The sequence below is a fragment of the Amycolatopsis sp. NPDC051106 genome (genome assembly GCF_040682775.1).
Lineage (GTDB): Bacteria > Actinomycetota > Actinomycetes > Mycobacteriales > Pseudonocardiaceae > Amycolatopsis.
Map to the genome: position 1 here is coordinate 1 of NZ_JBFBBQ010000026.1, position 18,298 is coordinate 18,298.

The 18,298-nt window shown below is 68.6% G+C and carries 15 protein-coding genes and 2 pseudogenes; 7 read left to right on the forward strand and 10 right to left on the reverse strand.

Annotated elements, in window-relative coordinates; genetic code table 11:
* Positions 1-74: 74 nt before the first annotated feature.
* Genes AB0M83_RS20695 through AB0M83_RS20705 form a run of 3 tightly spaced genes read right to left on the reverse strand, consistent with a single transcriptional unit; the run spans position 75 to position 2,287 of the window.
* Complete coding sequence (locus AB0M83_RS20695) at positions 75-1,412, reverse strand: hypothetical protein (protein ID WP_364519270.1); 1,338 nt, start codon at positions 1,410-1,412, stop codon at positions 75-77.
* The gene (locus AB0M83_RS20700) at positions 1,409-1,744 is read right to left on the reverse strand and encodes a hypothetical protein (RefSeq protein ID WP_364519272.1); all 336 of its coding nucleotides are present in this window, start codon (positions 1,742-1,744) and stop codon (positions 1,409-1,411) included. Before AB0M83_RS20700 ends, AB0M83_RS20695 begins: the two co-directional genes overlap by 4 nt.
* Positions 1,745-1,759: 15 nt before the next feature.
* Positions 1,760-2,287, reverse strand: a complete 528-nt coding sequence (locus AB0M83_RS20705) for a YbaB/EbfC family nucleoid-associated protein (protein ID WP_364519274.1) — start codon at positions 2,285-2,287, stop codon at positions 1,760-1,762.
* Between the two features lie 147 nt (positions 2,288-2,434).
* Between AB0M83_RS20705 and AB0M83_RS20710 the strand changes: the two genes are divergently transcribed.
* The 3 genes and pseudogenes from AB0M83_RS20710 (at position 2,435) to AB0M83_RS20720 (ending at position 5,038) form a co-directional block, all read left to right on the forward strand.
* The gene (locus tag AB0M83_RS20710; protein WP_364519276.1) at positions 2,435-2,947 is read left to right on the forward strand and encodes a GNAT family N-acetyltransferase; all 513 of its coding nucleotides are present in this window, start codon (positions 2,435-2,437) and stop codon (positions 2,945-2,947) included.
* A 72-nt stretch (positions 2,948-3,019) separates the two neighbouring features.
* Positions 3,020-3,864, forward strand: a pseudogene (locus AB0M83_RS20715) (SDR family oxidoreductase).
* A 112-nt stretch (positions 3,865-3,976) separates the two neighbouring features.
* Positions 3,977-5,038 carry an alpha/beta fold hydrolase gene (locus tag AB0M83_RS20720; RefSeq protein ID WP_364519278.1) on the forward strand — a complete coding sequence of 354 codons (1,062 nt, stop codon included), beginning with the start codon at positions 3,977-3,979 and terminating at the stop codon, positions 5,036-5,038.
* Here the strand turns inward: AB0M83_RS20720 and AB0M83_RS20725 are convergent.
* From AB0M83_RS20725 to AB0M83_RS20750, 6 genes and pseudogenes are all read right to left on the reverse strand, one after another.
* On the reverse strand, positions 5,027-5,806 hold the full coding sequence (locus AB0M83_RS20725; RefSeq protein WP_364519280.1) for an N-acetylmuramoyl-L-alanine amidase: 780 nt from the start codon (positions 5,804-5,806) through the stop codon (positions 5,027-5,029). The genes AB0M83_RS20720 and AB0M83_RS20725 overlap by 12 nt on opposite strands.
* Before the next feature lie 93 nt (positions 5,807-5,899).
* Positions 5,900-6,121: a hypothetical protein gene (locus AB0M83_RS20730; RefSeq protein WP_364519282.1), complete on the reverse strand. Its 222-nt coding sequence runs from the start codon at positions 6,119-6,121 to the stop codon at positions 5,900-5,902.
* A 48-nt stretch (positions 6,122-6,169) separates the two neighbouring features.
* Positions 6,170-7,372 (reverse strand): acyl-CoA dehydrogenase family protein, encoded by a 1,203-nt coding sequence (locus AB0M83_RS20735; protein ID WP_364519284.1) that lies wholly within the window; start codon positions 7,370-7,372, stop codon positions 6,170-6,172.
* A gap of 20 nt (positions 7,373-7,392) precedes the next feature.
* Positions 7,393-8,688: an acyl-CoA dehydrogenase family protein gene (locus AB0M83_RS20740; RefSeq protein WP_364519454.1), complete on the reverse strand. Its 1,296-nt coding sequence runs from the start codon at positions 8,686-8,688 to the stop codon at positions 7,393-7,395.
* A gap of 61 nt (positions 8,689-8,749) precedes the next feature.
* Positions 8,750-9,232, reverse strand: a complete 483-nt coding sequence (locus AB0M83_RS20745; protein ID WP_364519464.1) for a hypothetical protein — start codon at positions 9,230-9,232, stop codon at positions 8,750-8,752.
* A gap of 55 nt (positions 9,233-9,287) precedes the next feature.
* Positions 9,288-9,587 (reverse strand): annotated as a pseudogene (locus AB0M83_RS20750) (SDR family NAD(P)-dependent oxidoreductase); the annotation flags it as partial.
* Positions 9,588-9,687: 100 nt separating this feature from the next.
* Here AB0M83_RS20750 and AB0M83_RS20755 point away from each other — a divergent pair.
* Entirely contained in the window at positions 9,688-10,512 is an 825-nt protein-coding gene (locus AB0M83_RS20755) for a helix-turn-helix transcriptional regulator (protein ID WP_364519286.1), read from the forward strand.
* Here the strand turns inward: AB0M83_RS20755 and AB0M83_RS20760 are convergent.
* The gene (locus tag AB0M83_RS20760) at positions 10,507-11,712 is read right to left on the reverse strand and encodes a low temperature requirement protein A (protein ID WP_364519288.1); all 1,206 of its coding nucleotides are present in this window, start codon (positions 11,710-11,712) and stop codon (positions 10,507-10,509) included. The genes AB0M83_RS20755 and AB0M83_RS20760 overlap by 6 nt on opposite strands.
* A 118-nt stretch (positions 11,713-11,830) precedes the next feature.
* Between AB0M83_RS20760 and AB0M83_RS20765 the strand changes: the two genes are divergently transcribed.
* From AB0M83_RS20765 to fxsT, 3 genes are all read left to right on the forward strand, one after another.
* Positions 11,831-12,739: a hypothetical protein gene (locus AB0M83_RS20765; protein WP_364519290.1), complete on the forward strand. Its 909-nt coding sequence runs from the start codon at positions 11,831-11,833 to the stop codon at positions 12,737-12,739.
* 83 nt (positions 12,740-12,822) lie between these two features.
* On the forward strand, positions 12,823-14,355 hold the full coding sequence (locus AB0M83_RS20770; protein WP_364519292.1) for a hypothetical protein: 1,533 nt from the start codon (positions 12,823-12,825) through the stop codon (positions 14,353-14,355).
* Between the two features lies 1 nt (position 14,356).
* The gene (fxsT, locus tag AB0M83_RS20775; RefSeq protein WP_364519294.1) at positions 14,357-18,292 is read left to right on the forward strand and encodes an FxSxx-COOH system tetratricopeptide repeat protein; all 3,936 of its coding nucleotides are present in this window, start codon (positions 14,357-14,359) and stop codon (positions 18,290-18,292) included.
* The last annotated feature ends 6 nt before the right edge of the window (positions 18,293-18,298 follow it).

Below are 18,298 nucleotides of genomic sequence, written 5' to 3' on the forward strand. Positions count from 1 at the left end.
CGCCGTCGAGGCACCACCGGCTTCTCCTTCCCGGCTCTCACGGCCGGTAAGGAGGCCTTCACGGCTTTGGCTCTCTAGTGCGGCTGCTGTTCCTGCTGCTTCTTGTCTTCCTCGGCCCAGGCGGCTTCCGCCTGCATCTGGATGTCGGTGAGACCACGGTCGACCTGGACGATGTCCTTGCCCGCCCAGCCGACGAAGTTCTTCGAGCTCTTGGCGTCGGAAAGCGCCTTCAGCATCGGGTAGTAGTCCGGGGCCTTGGCCTTCAGCCAGTCGTCGACGAACTTCATCTTCTGGTAGCTGTCGCCGAACTTCGTCTTCAGCCAGTCCTCGTGCTTCTTGATCGTCGAGATGTCGTGGTCGCTCAGGTGCGACTTCGGCGGCGCCGGCTTCGGCGGCTTCGGCAGCGGCCGCGAGAAGTTCGGCGTGGTGCCGTCGCCCGGCGGCCGGGTGCTCGGCGTGGCGCCGCCACCAGGGCCGTCGTGGGTGACCGCGGTGCCCGGCGGCGGCAGCGGCCGCGAGAAGTTCGGGGTCGTGCCGTCGCCCGGCGGACGGGTACTGGGCGTGGCGCCGCCGGTGGTGGGCGGGCCGTTGTGGGTGATCGCGGTGCCCGGCGGCGGCATCGGCGTCATTTCGTGCCCCGCGCTCGAGGAGGAGCCCGGCTTCCCCTTGACCAGCTTCGACAGGCCGGTGAGCCGGGCCAGCGTGCGACCGGCGTAGGCGACGACCTTGGCGAGCTTCGCCATCATCGCCGCGACCTGCACCGAAACCTGCACGACGACCTTGCCGACCCCGACGGCGATCGACGCGCCGAAGGTGGGGATGGCGAGTGCGAGCGCGATCAGCATCGTCGAAATGATGTCGCCGAGGATCGTCGTGATGATGTCGCGCAGCAGCGAGCGGACGGCGCCGATCAGGGCCCCGGTGGTCTCGACCATGTAGCCGGCGACGTCGGCCGCCTTGGCGTTGGCGTCGATCCAGCCCTTCCGCTCGTTGATCGACTTGAGGAAGCTGTCGTAGCCCTTGCCCTGCCACTGGGTGATCGTCGACTTGAGGGTGTCGTCCAGCGAGGTGCCGGTGTTGCGCAGCGACTCGCCGATCTTGTGCAGCTCGTTGGCGACCTTCGTGACCTCCGCGGGGTTGCCCGCGACCTGGTCCAGCGGCCACTTCAGGAACGAGACGTGCTCGATCAGCCAGCCCAGGCCCGCCGCGATCAGCTTCGCCAGCGGGTCCATGACGAACGCGACGGTGTCGAGCGCCGCGCTGATGACGTTGATGCCCAGTTCCACGCTGACGGCCGCGAGGTCGCCGCCGTGCTCGGTCTGGACTTTGCCGATCGAGTCGCCGACCTGCTTCCAGCTGTCGAAGACGCCGGCGCCGGTCGTGGAGTTCGATGCCGTGATGGGAACGGTCACTTGCCCAGCTCCGTCTCGAATGTGCTCAAACCCTGTGCCGTGTTCGAGTCGTGGGTCGCGTACGTCTCGGCGGCCTTCTTCACGTCGTCGGCGGACTTGCCGATGTCTCCGACGAGCTTGGTGATCTCGCCCGTGATCACCGCCATCGTGATCCGCGAGGGCACGGCGAGCACCTGCGCGAGCAGGATGCCGAACGCGGCGTTGTCGAACCCGTTGGCCGCCTCCATCCGGTTCGCGGCGTCCTGCACCGCCGGTTGCGTGGTGCCCGACAGGAACTGGCTGAACTTCTGCAGCTCGGCCGGGTCGACCGAGAAACCTTCTCCGGAAACCACCGGTTCTCCTCCGTGCTACCAGGGATTGCTTTCACCGTCGTCCTCTTCCGGCGCGGGCCGGGGACGACGGCGCGGCGGGCCTTGCGGTGGTGGCTGCTGCTGCGGGCGGTGCGGTGGCGCGGGCGGCCGTTCCCCGGCCTCCTGCTCCGGCATGAAGACGTCGCTCTTGTCCGGGGGTGCCGCCTCCTCGGGAGCCGGCAAGAATTCGTCGAGCAGTTCGCGGGCGGCCGAGTTTTCGCCCACCAGGTCGCCGAACGCGCCGGCGACCTGGGCCGAGACCTTCTGCTGTGCGCGGCCGACCAGCTGCATCACCAGGCCGGACAGGGCTTGCGGCGGCCGCTCGTAGGCGCGGGGGCCGAACCGGAGGTCCTGCAGGACGCCGCTCGGGCCGACGGTCACCGAGACCGCCCCGTCCGGCGACTGCGCGGTGGCGACGGCCGACCGGAGTTGTTCTTGCGCTGCTGCGGCTTTTGCCCGGATTTCCTCGAGCTCGACGGTGAACGCGGCCAGCGGATCGCCGCCGGGGGGCACTGACTGGGTCAATTTGTCCTCGTCGCGAGAGAGGTCGTGAACGGACGAAGTCAATCAGCGCTCCTTGAAGCTCCGATGACACGAACCGAGCCGCCGGCTGAACGCGACGTGGATCGCCGAAGTCGGCACGCGGGTACTCCCGGTGCGGTAAACAAGGGCATGGACACCACCGTCATCCGATCGGGTGATCCCGGGGACGCTGACACGCTGCTGGGCTTCTTCGACGAGGCCGTCGAATGGCTCGTCGCCCGCGGCAGTGCGAAGCAGTGGGGGACCGAGCCGTGGAGCCGGGTCCCGAAGCGCGTCGAGCGCGTCAAAGGGATGGCCGCGGACCCGGGCCTGCGCATCGCGATGGTCGACGGCGAGCCGGCCGGCGCGCTGATCGTCTCCGAGGAGCACGACCCCCACGTGCCGCCGGTTAACGAGCGTGAACTGTATGTCCGATTGCTGATCACGTCCCGGCGGTTCACCGGACGGCGCGTCGGCGGGCGGCTCATCGAGTACGCCCTCGACGAGGCGCGGCGGCGCGGCATCGACCTCGTGCGCGTCGACTGCTGGGCCGGCGGCGACGGCGAGCTGCAGCGCTACTACGAGAGCCAGGGCTTCAAGCCGACCGTGCAGTTCCACGTCGACGAGTGGGTCGGGCAGGTCTTGGAGCACCGCATCGGTTGACAACGCCGGGTAGCGGGATCCCGGGCCAGGGGTGACACTGTTGACGCAGTGCCAACAGACGAAGGAGTCGCCATGGCCGAGAATCTCGCGGGCAAGGTCGTCGTCATCACCGGCGGCGGGCAGGGGATCGGCGCGGCGACCGCGTCGGCGCTGTCCCGGCTGGGCGCGCGGGTGGTGATCGGCGACCTCGACCAGGTCCGGGCCGAGAAAACGGCCGGGGAACTGGACGCCGAGGCGCTGCCGCTGGACGTCACCGACATCCGCGGCTTCACCGAGTTCCTCGACGAGGTCGAGCGCCGGCACGGCCGGATCGACGTCCTGGTCAACAACGCCGGGATCATGCCGCTGGCCACCTCGAGGAGGAGAGCGACGCGACGACGCGGCGTCAGCTCGAAATCAACCTGCACGCGGTCATCCACGGCACCCGCGAAGCGATGAAGCGGATGCGGCCGCGGCGGTCCGGGCACATCGTGAACGTCGCTTCCTTCGCGGGCAAGGCCGGTTTCCCCGGCGCGGCGACGTACTGCGCGACCAAGCACGCCGTCGTCGGGCTGTCCGAGGCGGTGCACCTGGAGCTGCACGGGTCCGGGGTGCACATCTCGTGCGTGATGCCCGCGATCGTCCGGACGGAGCTCGCGAGCGGGCTCGGCGAGGCGAGGCTGTTCAAGTCCTCGCGCCCGGAAGACGTGGCCGACGCCATCGTGTCCACGCTGCGCAAACCTCGCTTCGAGGTCTTCGTGCCCCGGTCCGTGGGCACTATGGGCAAGCTCACCCGGCTGCTGCCGCGGCGAGCCGGCGAAGCGCTCGCGCGCGCGTTGAAAGCGGACCAGCTTTTGGCTTCAGCGGCCCATTCCCCGGCTCGCGCGGACTACGAGGCGCGCGCCGCCGAGAGCGCGCCCGGGGCGGGCACGGAGTAACTCGGACGGCCTAGCCACTGTCCGATTTGGACGTGGGCGGTGTTGAGTCCACCGGCCTGACCGGGCAAGATTGACCGGAAGTGCCCGGGGACGTCGCAGGAGGCTCGAGGAAATGGTTTCACCGCCCGCACGGCTGGCCGCCGCCGCGTCGAACGTGGTCGGCAAGGTGCTGCACGGCGGTGTCGCCGACCTGCGCCCGATGCCGCGGGTGCTGATCGACCAGGGACCCAACCGCTCGGTCTACCGGATGACGCACAGCAGCCGCCCGGTGTCCGGGCCGCCGATCCTGCTGGTGCCGCCGCTGGCCGCGCCGGCGATCTGCTTCGACCTGCGCCGCGGCTGCAGCCTCATCGAGCACCTGGTCGAGGGCGGTCGCAACGCGTACCTCGTCGACTACGGCATGGTCGCGTTCTCGGACCGCCGCCTGGGCATCGAGCACTGGATCGACGAGGTCCTGCCGCGGGCGATCCGCAAGGTGAGCGCGGACGCGGGCGGGCAGCCGGTGCACCTGGTGTCGTGGTCGCTGGGCGGGATCTTCTCGCTGCTGGTGAACGCGGACCAGCCGGACCTCCCGATCGCGTCGATCACGGCCATCGGCTCCCCGGTGGACTTCGCGGCGATCCCGATCGTGGCGCCGTTCCGCCCGCTGGTGGACCTGACGAACGGCCACCTGCTGACCCCGATCTACCGCGTGTTCGGCGGCGCACCGTCCTATTTGGTCAGCCGCGTGTTCCGCGCGACGGGCATCAGCAAGGAGATCACGAAGCCGATCGCGATCCTTTCGCACCTCGACGACCGCGACTACCTGGCGCAGATCGAGGCGGTCGACCACTTCATGGACAACATGTACGCCTACCCGGGCCGCACGTTCGGCCAGCTGTACCACCGGTTGTTCCGCACGAACGACCTGGCGGAGGGCAAGGTGGACCTCAACGGGCGCATCATCTCGCTGTCGTCGGTGCGCGTCCCGACGCTGGTGGTGGCGGGCGCGAACGACACGATCGCGCCGCGGCCGTCGGTGGAGCGGGTGGTGGAGCTGCTGGACAAGGCGCCGGAGGTCCGCTTCAAGACGGCGCCGGGCGGCCACCTCGGCGTCCTGACCGGGCGGAAGGCGCGCGGCACGACGTGGCGCTACCTGGACGAGTTCCTCGACGACCAGGTCTCAGCCGACTGAGTCGATCTCGAACGGCTCGGCCGCGCTGTAGCGGACGTCGGCCCACACCGCGCCGGGCAGGTCGTAGCGCCGGTGCGACGTCAGCTTCGGGTCGTGGCCCGGGATCTGCCCGGGGTTGTGGCCGACGCCCGTGCGGTCCGAACCCCACGCGAAGACGTTCGACACCCACATCGGCCGTGCGAAGCCATCTCCGCCCAGCCGGGGCCGGATCACGATCGCCCCGCCGGGACTGCCGGCCAGGAAGACGCGGACGACGTGCTCGCCGGCGTCCGGCGGGGTGACGGTGACGCGCTCGAGGATTTCGACGCCGCTGTAGGGCCCGGTACCGGTGGGGTCGGCGGCGCGCTCGCGCAGCCACGCGGTGTCGATGCCGACCGGGTCGATCTTGCGGCCGACCGGAATGCAGACGTCCTTGTGCCCGGCGTAGCGCTCGACACCGCGGGACATGTACCGCAGCAGCGCGGCGACGAGCTTCGGGTAGGCGTCGAGCTGCGCGGACGTCCAGCCGCCCGCGCCCGCGGACTCCGCTTCGATGCCGAGGAACTCGTCGTTGACGTCGAGGAACCCGAGCCACCGCGACGCACCGGCGTGGTAGGCACACCCGGCGGCGACGACGTAGACGGTGCCGCTGCGGCCGAGACCGAGGTTGCACAGCGGCCCGGCGAGATCGGCGCGGCCGCGGGTGACGAGGTCGAGCGAGGGGTAGTCCCCGGGCGCGGAATCGGCGGTGGCGGTGTGGTGGCCGACCACCCCTTCGACGACGCGCATGCCGCCGTGGCCGCGGGTCTGCCACCCAGGGACTTCGACAACGGGATAGCCGGTGCTACGGGCGGCATCGACGAGCCAGGGGACGTACACCGGTCAGCCCTCCAGCTCGTCGTAGGCCCCGGAGTCCGCCTCGGTGTCGGGCGCGTCGTGCGCGGCGATCCGCGCGGCGAGGGCTTCCCGCGCTTCGTCGAGGGTCTTCGGGTTTTGCCGATCGGCATCCCAGCCTTCGGCGTCCCACTCTTCGGGCGTCTTGATGGGGGTCGGGTCGCCGGGCTCGTAAACAACGGCGGCGTGGGTCTCGCTGGGTTCGGTCACGATCGGCCTCCGGACCGCGAGGGTACCGGAGGCCGACCGCCCGGCGCTTCACTTCAGTTCGGCGGACGACTTCCCGAGCACGCGTCGAGCCACGATCAGCTGCTGGATCTGCTGCGTCCCCTCGAAGATGTCCAGAATTTTGGCGTCCCGCGCCCACTTTTCGAGCAGAGACTCCTCGCCGTAAGCCCCGGTCAGCTCGACGCACTTGAGCGCGATCTCCACCACCGACCGCCCCGCCTTGGCTTTCGCCATCGACGCCTGCAGGGAGTTCGGCTTGCGGTTGTCCGCCATCCACGCCGATTCCAGTGTCAGCAGGTACGCCGACTCGTAGTCCGCCTCCAGGCGCAGGAACTCCGCCGCCGCCGCGTGCTGCGAGTTCGCCGGGCGGTCGTAGTCGATCACCACGCCCGCCTCGGTCAAGATCCGCCGCGTCTCCTCCAGCGCCGCCCGCGCCACGCCGATCGCCATCGCCGCCACCAGCGGACGGGTGTTGTCGAACGTCTGCATGACGCCCGCGAAACCCTTGGCCGTGTCGATCTCCGGGGTTCCGAGCAGGTTCTCCGCCGGCACCCGGCAGTTCTCGAAACGCAGCACCGCCGTGTCCGAAGCGCGGATGCCGAGCTTGTGCTCGACGCGCACCACCTCGAAGCCCGGCGTGCCCTTCTCCACCACGAACGACTTGATCGCCGCGCGGCCCTTGGTTTTGTCCAGCGTCGCCCACACGACCACCGCGTCCGCGCGCTCGCCCGACGTCACGAAGATCTTCTCGCCGTTCAGCACGTAGTGGTCGCCGTCGAGGCGTGCGGTCGCCGTGATGGCCGCCGAGTCCGAACCGCACGACGGCTCGGTGATCGCCATCGCCGCCCACATGCCGGAGAAGCGCTCCAGTTGCTCGTCCGTCGCGACCGAGCCGATCGCCGCGTTGCCGAGGCCCTGGCGCGGCATCGACAGCAGCAGCCCGACGTCACCCCAGCACATCTCGATCGTGCCGAGGACGACGTTCAGGTTGGCGCCGTTGCGGTTGCCTTTTTCCTTCTCGTCCTTGGAGCGTCGCACGCCGGCCGCGCCCGCGCCGCCCTCGCCGGAGGAGTTGAGCCCGTCCAGCAGCGCCGCGAACATGTCCAGCTCGCTCGGGTACGTGTGCTCCGCGCGGTCGTACTTGCGCGAGATCGGCCGGAACACCTCGGCCGCGGCCTGGTACGCCTGGTTGATCAGCGCGCCGGCCTTCTTGGGAGCTTCCAGGTTGATCATCGTTAACGCCTTTCCGAAGCCTAGAGAAGGACAGCGCCTTCCATGACGCCGATGGCCCGCAGGTCCCGGTACCAGCGCTCGACCGGGTGCTCCTTGACGAAGCCGTGCCCACCGAGCAGCTGCACACCCGCGCTGCCGATCTGCATGCCCTTGTCCACGGCGAGCTTCCGCGCCAGCGCGACCTCCCGCGCGTAGGACTTGCCCTGCTCGGCCCGCGCCGCCGCGCGCAGCGTCACCAGCCGCAGGCCCTCCAGCTCGATCGCGATGTCGGCGACGGAGAACGCCACCGCCTGCCGGTGGCTGATCGGCTCGCCGAACGCCGTCCGCTCGTTGACGTAGGGCACGACGTAGTCGAGGACGGCCTTCGCGGTGCCGGCGGCCAGCGCCGCCCAGCCCAGCCGTGAAAGCCGGACGAGGTCGGTGAAGACGTCGAGCTTGCCGCCGCCGAGCAGCGCGCCCGCGGGCAGGTTTACGCGCTCCAAGTGCAGCTTGCCGGTCGCGGCGCCGCGCAGGCCCATCGCCGGTTCGGCCTCGATGGTCACGCCGGCGGTCGACGACTCGACGAGGAACAGCGCCGGGCCGCGGCCTTCGAGGTCGGCCGACACGATGAACAGCTCGGCCTGCGCCGCGCGCGGGACCAGCGACTTCACGCCGTCGAGCTGGTAGCCCTTCGGCGTGCGACGCGCCTTCGTCGCGGGCTTGAACGGGTCGTAGAGCGCTTTCTGCTCCTGCAGTGCCAGCGCCGCGGCGGGCACGTTCTCGCCGACGAACGCGGGCAGGTAGTCGGCCTGCTGCTGCTCGTCGCCCCAGCTGACCAGCGCGGTGCTCACCGCGGACGGCGCGAGCACGGCCACGGCCAGGCCGAGGTCCCCGTGCGCGAGTGCTTCCGCGACGAGCGCGTTGGTGACGACCGAGCGTTCGGTGCCGACGCCGCCGAGCTCCTCCGGGATGCCGACCAGGCTGATGCCCAGCTCGGCGGCCCGGCTCAGCAGGCCTTCGGGCGCCTCGAGCTTGGCGTCGGCGTCCGCGGCGGCCGGGCGCAGCTGCTCGGCGGCGAACTCCGTCACGGTTTCGACGATGAGCTGCTGGTCCTCGCTCGGCGTGAGGTCGAACAGCCCGGTGTCGCCGGCCGGGGTGAGCCGGGCCGGCTTGCCCAGCTTCTGTACCGACGTGAACGACCGGGTCGCCGCGCCGGCGACGCGGAAGCCGGTGCGCGTTCCCGCGGTGACCAGGCCTTCGATGGGCTTGCGCAGCCCCGCCCGATCGACGACCTTGCTCCCGGCCAGCCGGGTCAGCGCGGAAAGGCCCCAGCCCATCGCGTCCCGTTTCCTTGGCGCAGCCATGTGGCCCTCCATCCGTTACCTACTCGTCAGTAGGTTATCCGGTGGGCCGGGATAGCGCCAGTCCGGGGTTGGGGTTAACGGCCGTTAACCTGGTCGAGGTCTCCCACAGATCGCGGGCGTCGCCGTGGTCCTGGCGCCGTTCGAGCCTGGGTCGCCCGCCATGCCGGTCGCCCGGGCCGACGTAGGCGTTGCCCGGCACGTCCTCCGTCGCGGCGAACAGGATGGGCAGCGCGCCGTACTCGGCCTTCTTCTGCGCGATGACCGGGTAGAGCGCCCTCAGTGCCAGGCCCTGTACGCCGCCGTAGTGCCGGTCGAGCCCGGTGCGAGCGACGCCGGGGTGCGCGGCGACGGCCCGGACCTCGCTCTCGGCCTCGGTCAGCCGTCGTTGCAGCTCCTGCGTGAACAGCAGGTTCGCCAGCTTCGACTGCGCGTACGCTCCCGTCGCGGAGTAGCGGCGGTGCTCCCAGTTCAGGTCGTCGAGCCGGATCTTCCCCCGCCGCGCGAGGTTGGACGACACGGTCACAACCCCGGCCGCTGAGGTGCGGCAGCAGCAGGTTCGTCAGCAGGAACGGGCCGAAGTGGTTGACGGCCAGGTGCGTCTCGAAGCCGTCGGCCGTCTTCCCGTACGGCACGGCCATGACGCCGGCGTTGTTGACCAGGACGTCGAGGCCGCCGGTCCAGCCGGCGGCGAACTCGCGCACCGAAGCCAGGTCGGCGAGGTCGAGGCGCCGGACCTCGGTGTTGCCCGGCGGCGGCCTGACGCGGGCGGGGTCGCGCACGGCGAGGACGACCTGGTGCCCCCGGGCGGCGAGTTCGCGGGCGGTGATGGCGCCGAGGCCGCCGCCGGCCCCGGTGATGAGGTAAGTGGTCATGGCTTCAGCGTCGCCGCGGCGCGGGCGTCGTGGCAGAGCGCGCCGATCGGGGGATCGGCGATCCCTGGCACCGGCCGGGAGAGCGCCGATAATCGACGACGTGGACCGTGCCGAACTAGCCGATTTCCTGCGCCGCCGCCGCGAAGCCCTGCGCCCGCAGGACGTCGGGCTGCCGCCCGGGCAGCGCCGCCGCACGTTCGGGCTGCGGCGCGAGGAGGTCGCGACGCTCTCGGGCATGTCCACCGACTACTACACGCGGCTGGAGCAGCAGCGCGGGCCGCGGCCGTCGGAGCAGATGCTGGCCGCGATCGCCCGCGGCCTGCGGCTGACGCTGGACGAGCGCGACCACCTGTTCCGGCTGGCCGGGCACACGGCGCCGTCCCGCGTGTCGCGCGCGGACCACGTCAGTCCGGCGCTGATGCGCGTGCTGGACCGGCTGCACGACACGCCCGCGCAGGTGATGTCGAACCTCGGCGAGACGCTCGTGCAGAACCGGCCGGCCCAGGCGCTGCTCGGGGACGAGACCGGCCACACCGGGCCCGCGCGCAGCGCCGCGTACCGGTGGTTCACCGACCCGGCGGAGCAGGCGATCTACCCGCCGGCCGACCGCGCGCGGCACGCCCGGTTCCTGGTGGCGAGCCTGCGGGCGGCTTCGGGCAGTGACCCCCGGGCCGCGGAGCTGGCGCGGCTGCTGGCGGCGAAGAGCGCGGAGTTCGCGAAGCTGTGGGAAGCGCACGAAGTCTCGGTGCCGTTCGAGCGGCGCAAGACGATCGTGCACCCCGGCTTCGGCGAGATCGCGCTCGACTGCCAGCTGCTCCACACCGACGACTTCGGCCAGGTGCTGCTGGTCTTCACCGCCACGCCTGGCACCGAGGACGCCGAGAAGCTGCAGTTGCTTTCGGTCGTCGGCCCGGAACTGTTATGAGTGTTGGGTGTGCACCTGCCTCCGCCATTCGGCGAACCGGAGGCGTTCGAAGCCGATGAGCCCGAGCACGAGCCCGGCGACGACCAGGAGCAGCACGGCCGCGGGCACGTGCTCCAGCAACGGCGTCGCCGCGACCAGCAGGATCCCGACGGCCAGGCGCTGGACGTTCCAGCTGCCGAGGTTGCGCTTGCGCAACGCGCTCAGCGCGATCAGGTAGAGCGCGAGGCCGCCGGTCAGCGTCCAGATCGGCACGCCGTGCAGTGCTTCGCCGGGCGTGTGGTGTTCGGTGTCGGCGATGTAGAGGAAGGACTTCTTCAGGCCGAGGGCGACGAGCACGATCCCGGCGATCAGCGGCAGGTGCAGGAAGGTGTAGGAGTCGGTGGCGAGCTTCGCGCGTTCGACACCGGTCGCCCGGGTCAGCCGGTGCTCGGAGACGCGCGCGACGACGTCGAAGTAGGTCCACCACATCCCGGCGGCCAGCGCCAGCCCGCACACGGCGGCCCCGGCGACCAGCCACGACATCGGCAGCGCCCCGATCCCGATGCCGATCGCGACGATCGACTCCCCGAGCGCGATGATCACGATGAGCCCGAACCGCTCGGCGAAGTGCGCGGGCGAGTTCAGCCGCCAGCCCTCGGGCCCGGCGAGGTAGACGTTGAGGTAGTCGGCCAACAGGGCGACGACCCACAGGCCCAGCTGCCACGGCCCGCTCAGCACGGTGCTGATCGACAGCAGCACCACGGACGGCAGCAGGCCGACGAACATCTTGAGCAGGACCTTGCGCAACCCGGGATCATGCCGCGCGGCGCCGAGGTAGGCGACGAGGTGCAGCAGCCGCACGAGCGCGTAACAGACGACGAAGAGCACGGGCGCGTACAGCCCGCCGGGGAAGTCGACGAAGGCTTCGGGGATGGTGAGCGAGACGAGGAACATGACGGCCATGGCCCCGAACATCGCCGGCCGCGCGATCCCGTGGTCGACGTGGATGGTGGTCCCGAGCCAGGCGTAGGAGCACCAGCACCACCAGAGGACGGCGAGCATGGCGAGCCCCTGCCCGACACCCATCGGGCTCAGGTGGTCGGCCATCAGCTGGGTGGTCTGGGTGATGGCGTAGACGAAGACGAGGTCGAAGAAGAGCTCGATGGTGGAGACGCGGTGGTCCTCATCCGCGCTCACCAGGTGCAGGCGTGTCGTGGGCACGCCGAATTATGGACGAAACAAGGACAAGGAGGTCCGGTTTCGCCGTAACGCTGTGCGCGAACATGGCCGGACGTGCATAGGTCTGGGACAATGGGTGAGGGACGTGGGGAGGTGGGTCGTGCATTCCTATGCGGCCGCGCACCACAAGACGATCATGGCCGTCGACATCGCCGGCTACAACGACCCCAAGCGCACGACCGCCCACCGGCTGGTCGTCCACGAAGGGTTCTGGAAACTCATGCGTACGGCGTTCGCCGAGGCAGGCATCCCGTGGGACACGCTGTTCATCGAGAACACCGGCGACGGGGCGATGATCCAGCTGCCACCAGAGGTGGCGAAGGCGGACTTGGTAGCCCAGTTGCCTGACCAGATGCTGGCCGAGTTGCGCCGGTACAACGCGGTCCACGCGGAGGAAGCGAACGTCCGCCTGCGGGTCGCGCTGCACGCGGGCGAGGTGTACCAGGGCAGCCACGGAACGATCAGCGACGCGAACAGTTTCGCATTCCGCCTCTTGGAGGAGCCGGCGGCGAAGAAAGCACTGAAGGACTCGGGCGCGGCGATGGTTTTGATCGTGTCGGACACGTTCTACCGGGATGTGGTGCGAGCCGACCCAGCCGCGGATGCCGGGTCCTACCGCCGGATCCCGGTGGAGGTCAAGGAAACGAAGACGGAGGCATGGCTGCGCCTCCTGGGCGCGACCACGAACGGCTTCGACCTGCGCCGCCGTCCGGCGCCGCCGTCCGGCGCAGCATTCTCGGCGCTCGTGGAGGCATTGCTGGCGGTACCTTGTGTGCGCAAGACCGAAAGTCGGCGCCTGTTGCTGGAGCTGTTCCACCGCAGGGAAATCGCCGATGTGGTCCCGAACTATGCGGAGGACCGGTTGCACGTGATCGCACTAACCAGGACGTGTCAACGCTTCGACGGCGGACTGGCCGACCTGCTCAAGGCGATCCGGATGATCGAACCGGAATCGCCACAGGTCACCGCCTTGGCCGAGATCGTCGCTCGTTTCCCGGACGCCCACTGATCGGCGTTGTTGTCATCGAATTGTCATTTCGATCATGATTTCGGGCTGGTTAACTCATCTACCCGGGTAATTGGCGAGGGGCGGTGAGCCATCAGGTGTCGGCGGGACTGGGACGGCCCGAAGTGGCGATCGACGCGCACAAGGCGCTGGTGGACGTACTGGTCGACGCGGGCTTCGCTGACGATCGATCGGTACGTTCACTGCTGGTGCGCGAACTCAGGGAGGCTCTCGGACATCCCCTCACGGTTTCCGATCATCTAACCGCCCGCGACCAGTTGATCGAAATCGTCGGCGTCTGCAGCCGGACCGACGAAGGACTGAGAGCGCTGGTCTCGGTCCTTGAGCTGATGCGCCCGGGGAGCCCAGAATGCCTCAAGGCACGCCTGCTCGTAGCCGCGTTGCCGGTGCAGGATCTATTCCCCGAACAGGACCTGGTCATGGTGAAGGACTGGTTGGGGAGCCTGACGTCGCTGCGTCTCCCGGCGCTGGTTCAGCGGGCCGCCCGGCACTCGGCCGAGCCGCCACCGCGGTTCGAGAACGCGTGGACGGCGTTCTATTACCTGACCGACTTGAACGCCGCGCCCGGTGAGCTCCCGCCCGCGTTGATCTTCGCCGAGTTCGTCGCCGCCGGCTGCCCCGAGGTGCCACGCCTGCGGCTCAGGGACTGGGTCTCCGGCCAGGCGCGCAGACTGCAGTGCGAGGACGCTTTGCGTGAGTTGCGTGTGGAGGCAGACCGTCCGCGGCTCGAACGGGAAAAACTGCACCTCGTGATCGTGATCCGCCCGGACCACATCGAGCGTGACTTCTTCCATGTCTGCGGGTGGCGGCAGGACGAGCCGGACGAGTGGCCGCCGCCTTGCGGCGAAACAGTGGTCGTCCGGTCCGAGGGCTTGGAGAGTCATGTCGACTCCCTTGTCGCGGCGTCGGAAGAAGCCTGGTCCGGCCGAGCGGTCGACGTGGCGCTCGAATTCGTGCTGCCGCGGACATTGGTGAACACGCCCGTCCATCTGTGGTCGGCGGAGCTCGGTTCGGGTGCGCCACAGCCGTTGAACCTGTCCTATCCGATCGTGATCCGCTCGCTCGAGCGCATGTCCTACCCTCGTTGGCATCGCCGATGGCGGGTGCGGTGGTCCGTGCTCAAGGCCGATCCAGCATTCGACCGGGTGTACTTCTGCCAGGAGAACGACACGGAGGACGAGCATCGGCTCGACGCCATCCTGGGTGACGAGAGGTGGGTGATGACGGTGCTCAACGGATCGCCGTCCAGCCAGCCGGTTCCCGGCCAGGACCAGCTGCTCTCAGCTCTGCGCGCGGGTATCCCGGCGCTCGTCTGGCATCCGACCGCCGACCCGGAAGTCTTGCGCGATGTGGTGTCCTGGCTAGTCGGCGACGACGAGCTGAGCGATCTGCCAGCGAGGACCCAGGCATCCCGGCAGGCGGCTTTCCGGAACCAGCAAGTTCCGTTCGATCTTGATGTTCTTCGTGATCTGGTGATCTTGTGGGATGATCCGAGCAGGCTGCTTTTCCTGGTCAACCCATCCGCGTACGCGGCGCCAGGTGTCTCCGCCATGGCTGGTGCCGTACGCCCGGATCGACTCGACCGGAAGGCGCAGTGACATGGCTGGGGGTCCCGGCGTTGCGCCGGACGCCGAAGACCTGACTCTGCGCGATCTCGCCGATGCTTTGCAGCCTTTGGCCGGTCTGGGCTCCCCTGGCGGGCAGGCGTCGGAACTTGATCTCGCGGTGGTCGTCGAGAACGCCCCGTCGATGACTTTGTGGCAGTCGGTTGTGGCGAGGTTCGTGGACCTGATCGCAGCGTCGAACGTCTTTCGCGTCGTGCACCACTGCCGGCTCGAGACCACCGGGAGCGAGCGACCCGGTGGCGGGGCGGCAGACGGACTGGTGCTCCGGAGCGGCGGTTCGGATGCTCCCGGACGCCGGCCGGCCGAGCTGCTCGACCTGTCGAGGCGCCAAGCGGTCCTCGTGGTGACCGATGGCCTTGGCGAAGTCTGGCGCAGCGACATGGTCTCGCCCGTACTCGCCGATTGGGCATTGGCCGCGCCGATCGCGATACTGCAGCTGTTGCCGGCGCGGATGTGGAATTTGCATGGCCCTGAGCTGTATCAGGCGAACCTGACCGCAAGCGAACCGCTGCAGCCGAACCGACGCTATCGGTTGAAGCTCGTGGACGCGTGGGTGGACCCGTCCGGATATGTCGGACTGACTGATTCAGCGGTTGCGATACCGGTGCTGGAATTCTCGCGTCGCGGGTTGAGGTGGTGGTCGGAATTGACTGCCGGCGGTGACCGTGAGCTCTCTGCGAGAGTATTCCTGGCGCGCGACCAGGCTTGGCCGCCTCCGGAGGAGCCATCAGCTGCTCGGGCGAACCTGGCGGCTCGCGATCGGGTGATGCTCTTCCGGAGTACGGCTTCGCCGCGGACATTCCGATTGGCGACGTTGCTCGCAGCTGTTCCGATCAGCGTCGGTGTGGCCCGGGCGCTGCAGAGGCTCGTCCCCGGGGCGGGGACGGCCGAGCTCGCCGAACTTTTTGCGAGCGGACTGTTCGAACCGGCCCCTGCGGTACCTTGGGACGCCGCCGAGTGGACGTGTTCGATTCCTGTTCGGGAGATCCTGCTCGGTGGCGCTCGTCGGTCGGCGACCGCTGAGGCGATTGAAGTCGCGTACCGCCACGGTGGCGATGCCGATCCGGCGCTGGTACGACTGCGTCAAGCGGTTGCGGAACCGGCCACTGCTCTCAACGTCGGATCTGTGCCTGAGGCCGACGAGCTGGCGCTGCAAGGAGTGGTGCTTCGAGCGCTGTCAGGCGTGTCATACCGCGTAAGATCGATGTTCGGCTTTGAAGTGACTAAGGTCGGCGCGATGATTAAGACTACTTCCGCTCCCGCCGAAGAGGATCTGCTCGAGTCTTCGGATGAAGGTGCAGACGATGACAGTATCCGGAAAAAAGCCCGAGCGCAGGCCGCTGCGGCGAAGATTTTACGGCACGACCCGAGGCCGGTCGGTGAAGCTCCACCGGTCTGGGGGCAGATACCGCCGCAGAACGCCAACTTCACCGGAAGGGATGAACTTCTCAAACGATTGGTCAAACGGCTGAGCGCCGGTGCCACTGCGGTCCTCCCGGCCGCGCTGCACGGGATGGGCGGAATCGGAAAGACGCAAATCGCGGTCGAGTACATTTACCGGAATAAACAGAGATATGACGTCATCTGGTGGGTGCAGGCAACTCGGCCGACGCAGATCCGCAAATCGCTGACCGAACTCGCTCAGCGGTTGAAATTGCCGGATGCCGAAGAGGCTCTGACTGCTGTTCCGGCTGTTCTTGAAGCGCTCCGGATCGGGGTACCGCATAACAGGTGGCTGCTGGTCTTCGATTCAGCGGAAGATCCCGAAATCGTGCGGCAGTTCTTTCCCCAGGGCATGCCGGACAACGTGCAGGGACATATCCTGGTGACTTCGCGCAACCCGAGTTGGGCCGGGGATGCCCAGCCTCTCGAAGTGGCGGTGTTCGACCGCACGGAAAGCATGCAGCTGCTCAGCGCCCGCGGATCGGAGCTCGACGACGCCGCCGCCGATCGGATCTCGAGCAAGCTGGGGGATCTCCCGCTCGCGGTCGAGCAGGCGGCCGCGTGGCTGGCGGAGACCGGGATGCCGGCCACCCAGTACCTGGAGCTGTTCGACAGCAAGGTCGCGGAGCTGCTCGACACTCCGGCGCCGCGTGACTACCAGGTCTCGGTCGCGGCCGCGTGGAACGTGTCGCTCGACAAGCTGAAAGAGAAGAACCTGGCAGCCGACCAGTTGTTGCAGGTTTGTGCGTACTTTGCGCCCGAGCCGATCGCGCGTAGCCTCTTCACCGTAGTGCACAAGATCAATGTGGCGCCTGAGCTCGACGCAGCGCTTCACGACCCGATCAGGCTCGGCCGGGTCGTCCGCGACCTCAGCCGTTACGGGCTCGCCAAGATCGATCACCGGGCCGACACCCTCCTCGTGCATCGCCTGGTCCAGTTGGTGCTCCGAAGCCGGATGGGGGAGCAACGCAGCGCCGAGATGCGCAGCGCGGCACACCAGTTGCTGGCGAACCTGGACCCGAACGCTCCGGCGTCTCCTCGGGAGTGGCCGCGCTACCAGGAGATCGTCCCGCACATCTACGACGCCGAGCTGATCAAGAGCGAAGAACCCGAGGTGCGGAAGCTGGTGGTGAACCTGCTCCAATACCTCCACCACTGGGGCGATCACCAAGAAGCACTGACCTTGGCCGAGAGCGCGGTCGCGGAGTGGCGGCGAAGGCGCTTCGAACGAGTGGACCACGGTGAGGAAATTCCGGAGCAAGACCTTCTGCTGGAGCTGCGGGCGGCCGAACGCCTGGCGTTCTTCCAATGGGCGGTCGGCCGTTATGCGGACGCTGAAGTCACCATCAAGGAAACGCGCGACGCGTACCTGAGTTCCATCGGGCCCGAGCGGGAGGAAACCCTCAATGCTCAGGTGACTTACGCGCTGATCCTCAAGTCGCGCGGCGACTTCGCCGGAGCCCGGAGGCTCAACGAAGAGGTCCTGACGCAGGCCAGCGACCTGCTCGGCCGGGACGAGCCGAGTTCGCTGGCCGCCGCGCACGACTGCGTCGTGTCGCGGTTGCTGACCGGCGACTACAAGGCGGCCCGAGAACTTGCCGAAGAGACTTTCAAAAGCCGAAGCCGAATTTTCGGCCCTGACAATGTCATGACGATCGCGACGAGGGTCTTGCTGGTGATCGCCCGACGTGAGCTGGGCGACTATCCGTGGGCACGGATCGAGCAGGAGAAGATCACGAAGCAGGCCGAGTCTTTCTACGGCAACGACCGGGCCGGAACATTGCGTCGCAAGTATCACCAATCGGTTGCTTGCCGCAAGGACGGTGACCACGTTCGCGCCCGCTCGTTGTCCTCCGAGGCGAATGAGCGGTTCGAGTCACGGTACGGCAATCGGCACCCGAACGCTCTCGCCTGCGCCCTTGGCTACTCGATCGACCTGCGGCACGCGAAACGGTTCGACCAAGCCAAAGACCTGGGTGAGAAGGTGCTGGCACGTTATCGCGAGAGCCTGGGAGAGAAGCATCCGCACACGCTCTCCGCCGCAGTCGACCTCGGCGTGACCCTGCGGCTCAGCGGCTCGCCCGCCGATGCGCTGAAGATGGACGAGCCAGCGCTCGAACTGCTCGAGGAAAGCCTGGGGCGGTACCACCCGCACGCGATCGTCTGCGCCATCAATGTCGCCAGTGACCTCTTCGCGCTCGACCGTATCCAGGATGCTGCGGCCAGGGATGCCGAACTCGTTGAACGGGCTATCCGGGTGCTGGGGCAGAACCACCCGACCACCTTGGCAGTCCGGCTCAACTACTCGTTGGACCTCTACGGACTCGGGCGAACCGATGACGCGGAAGAGCTGTTTGCGAACGTCATGCACGGGTACCGGCAGAAGCTGGGAGAGACACATCCCGGCACTCATGCCGCGAGCCGCAAGATCCGGGCGGACTGCGACATCGACCCAATGCCGCTCTGACGCGGG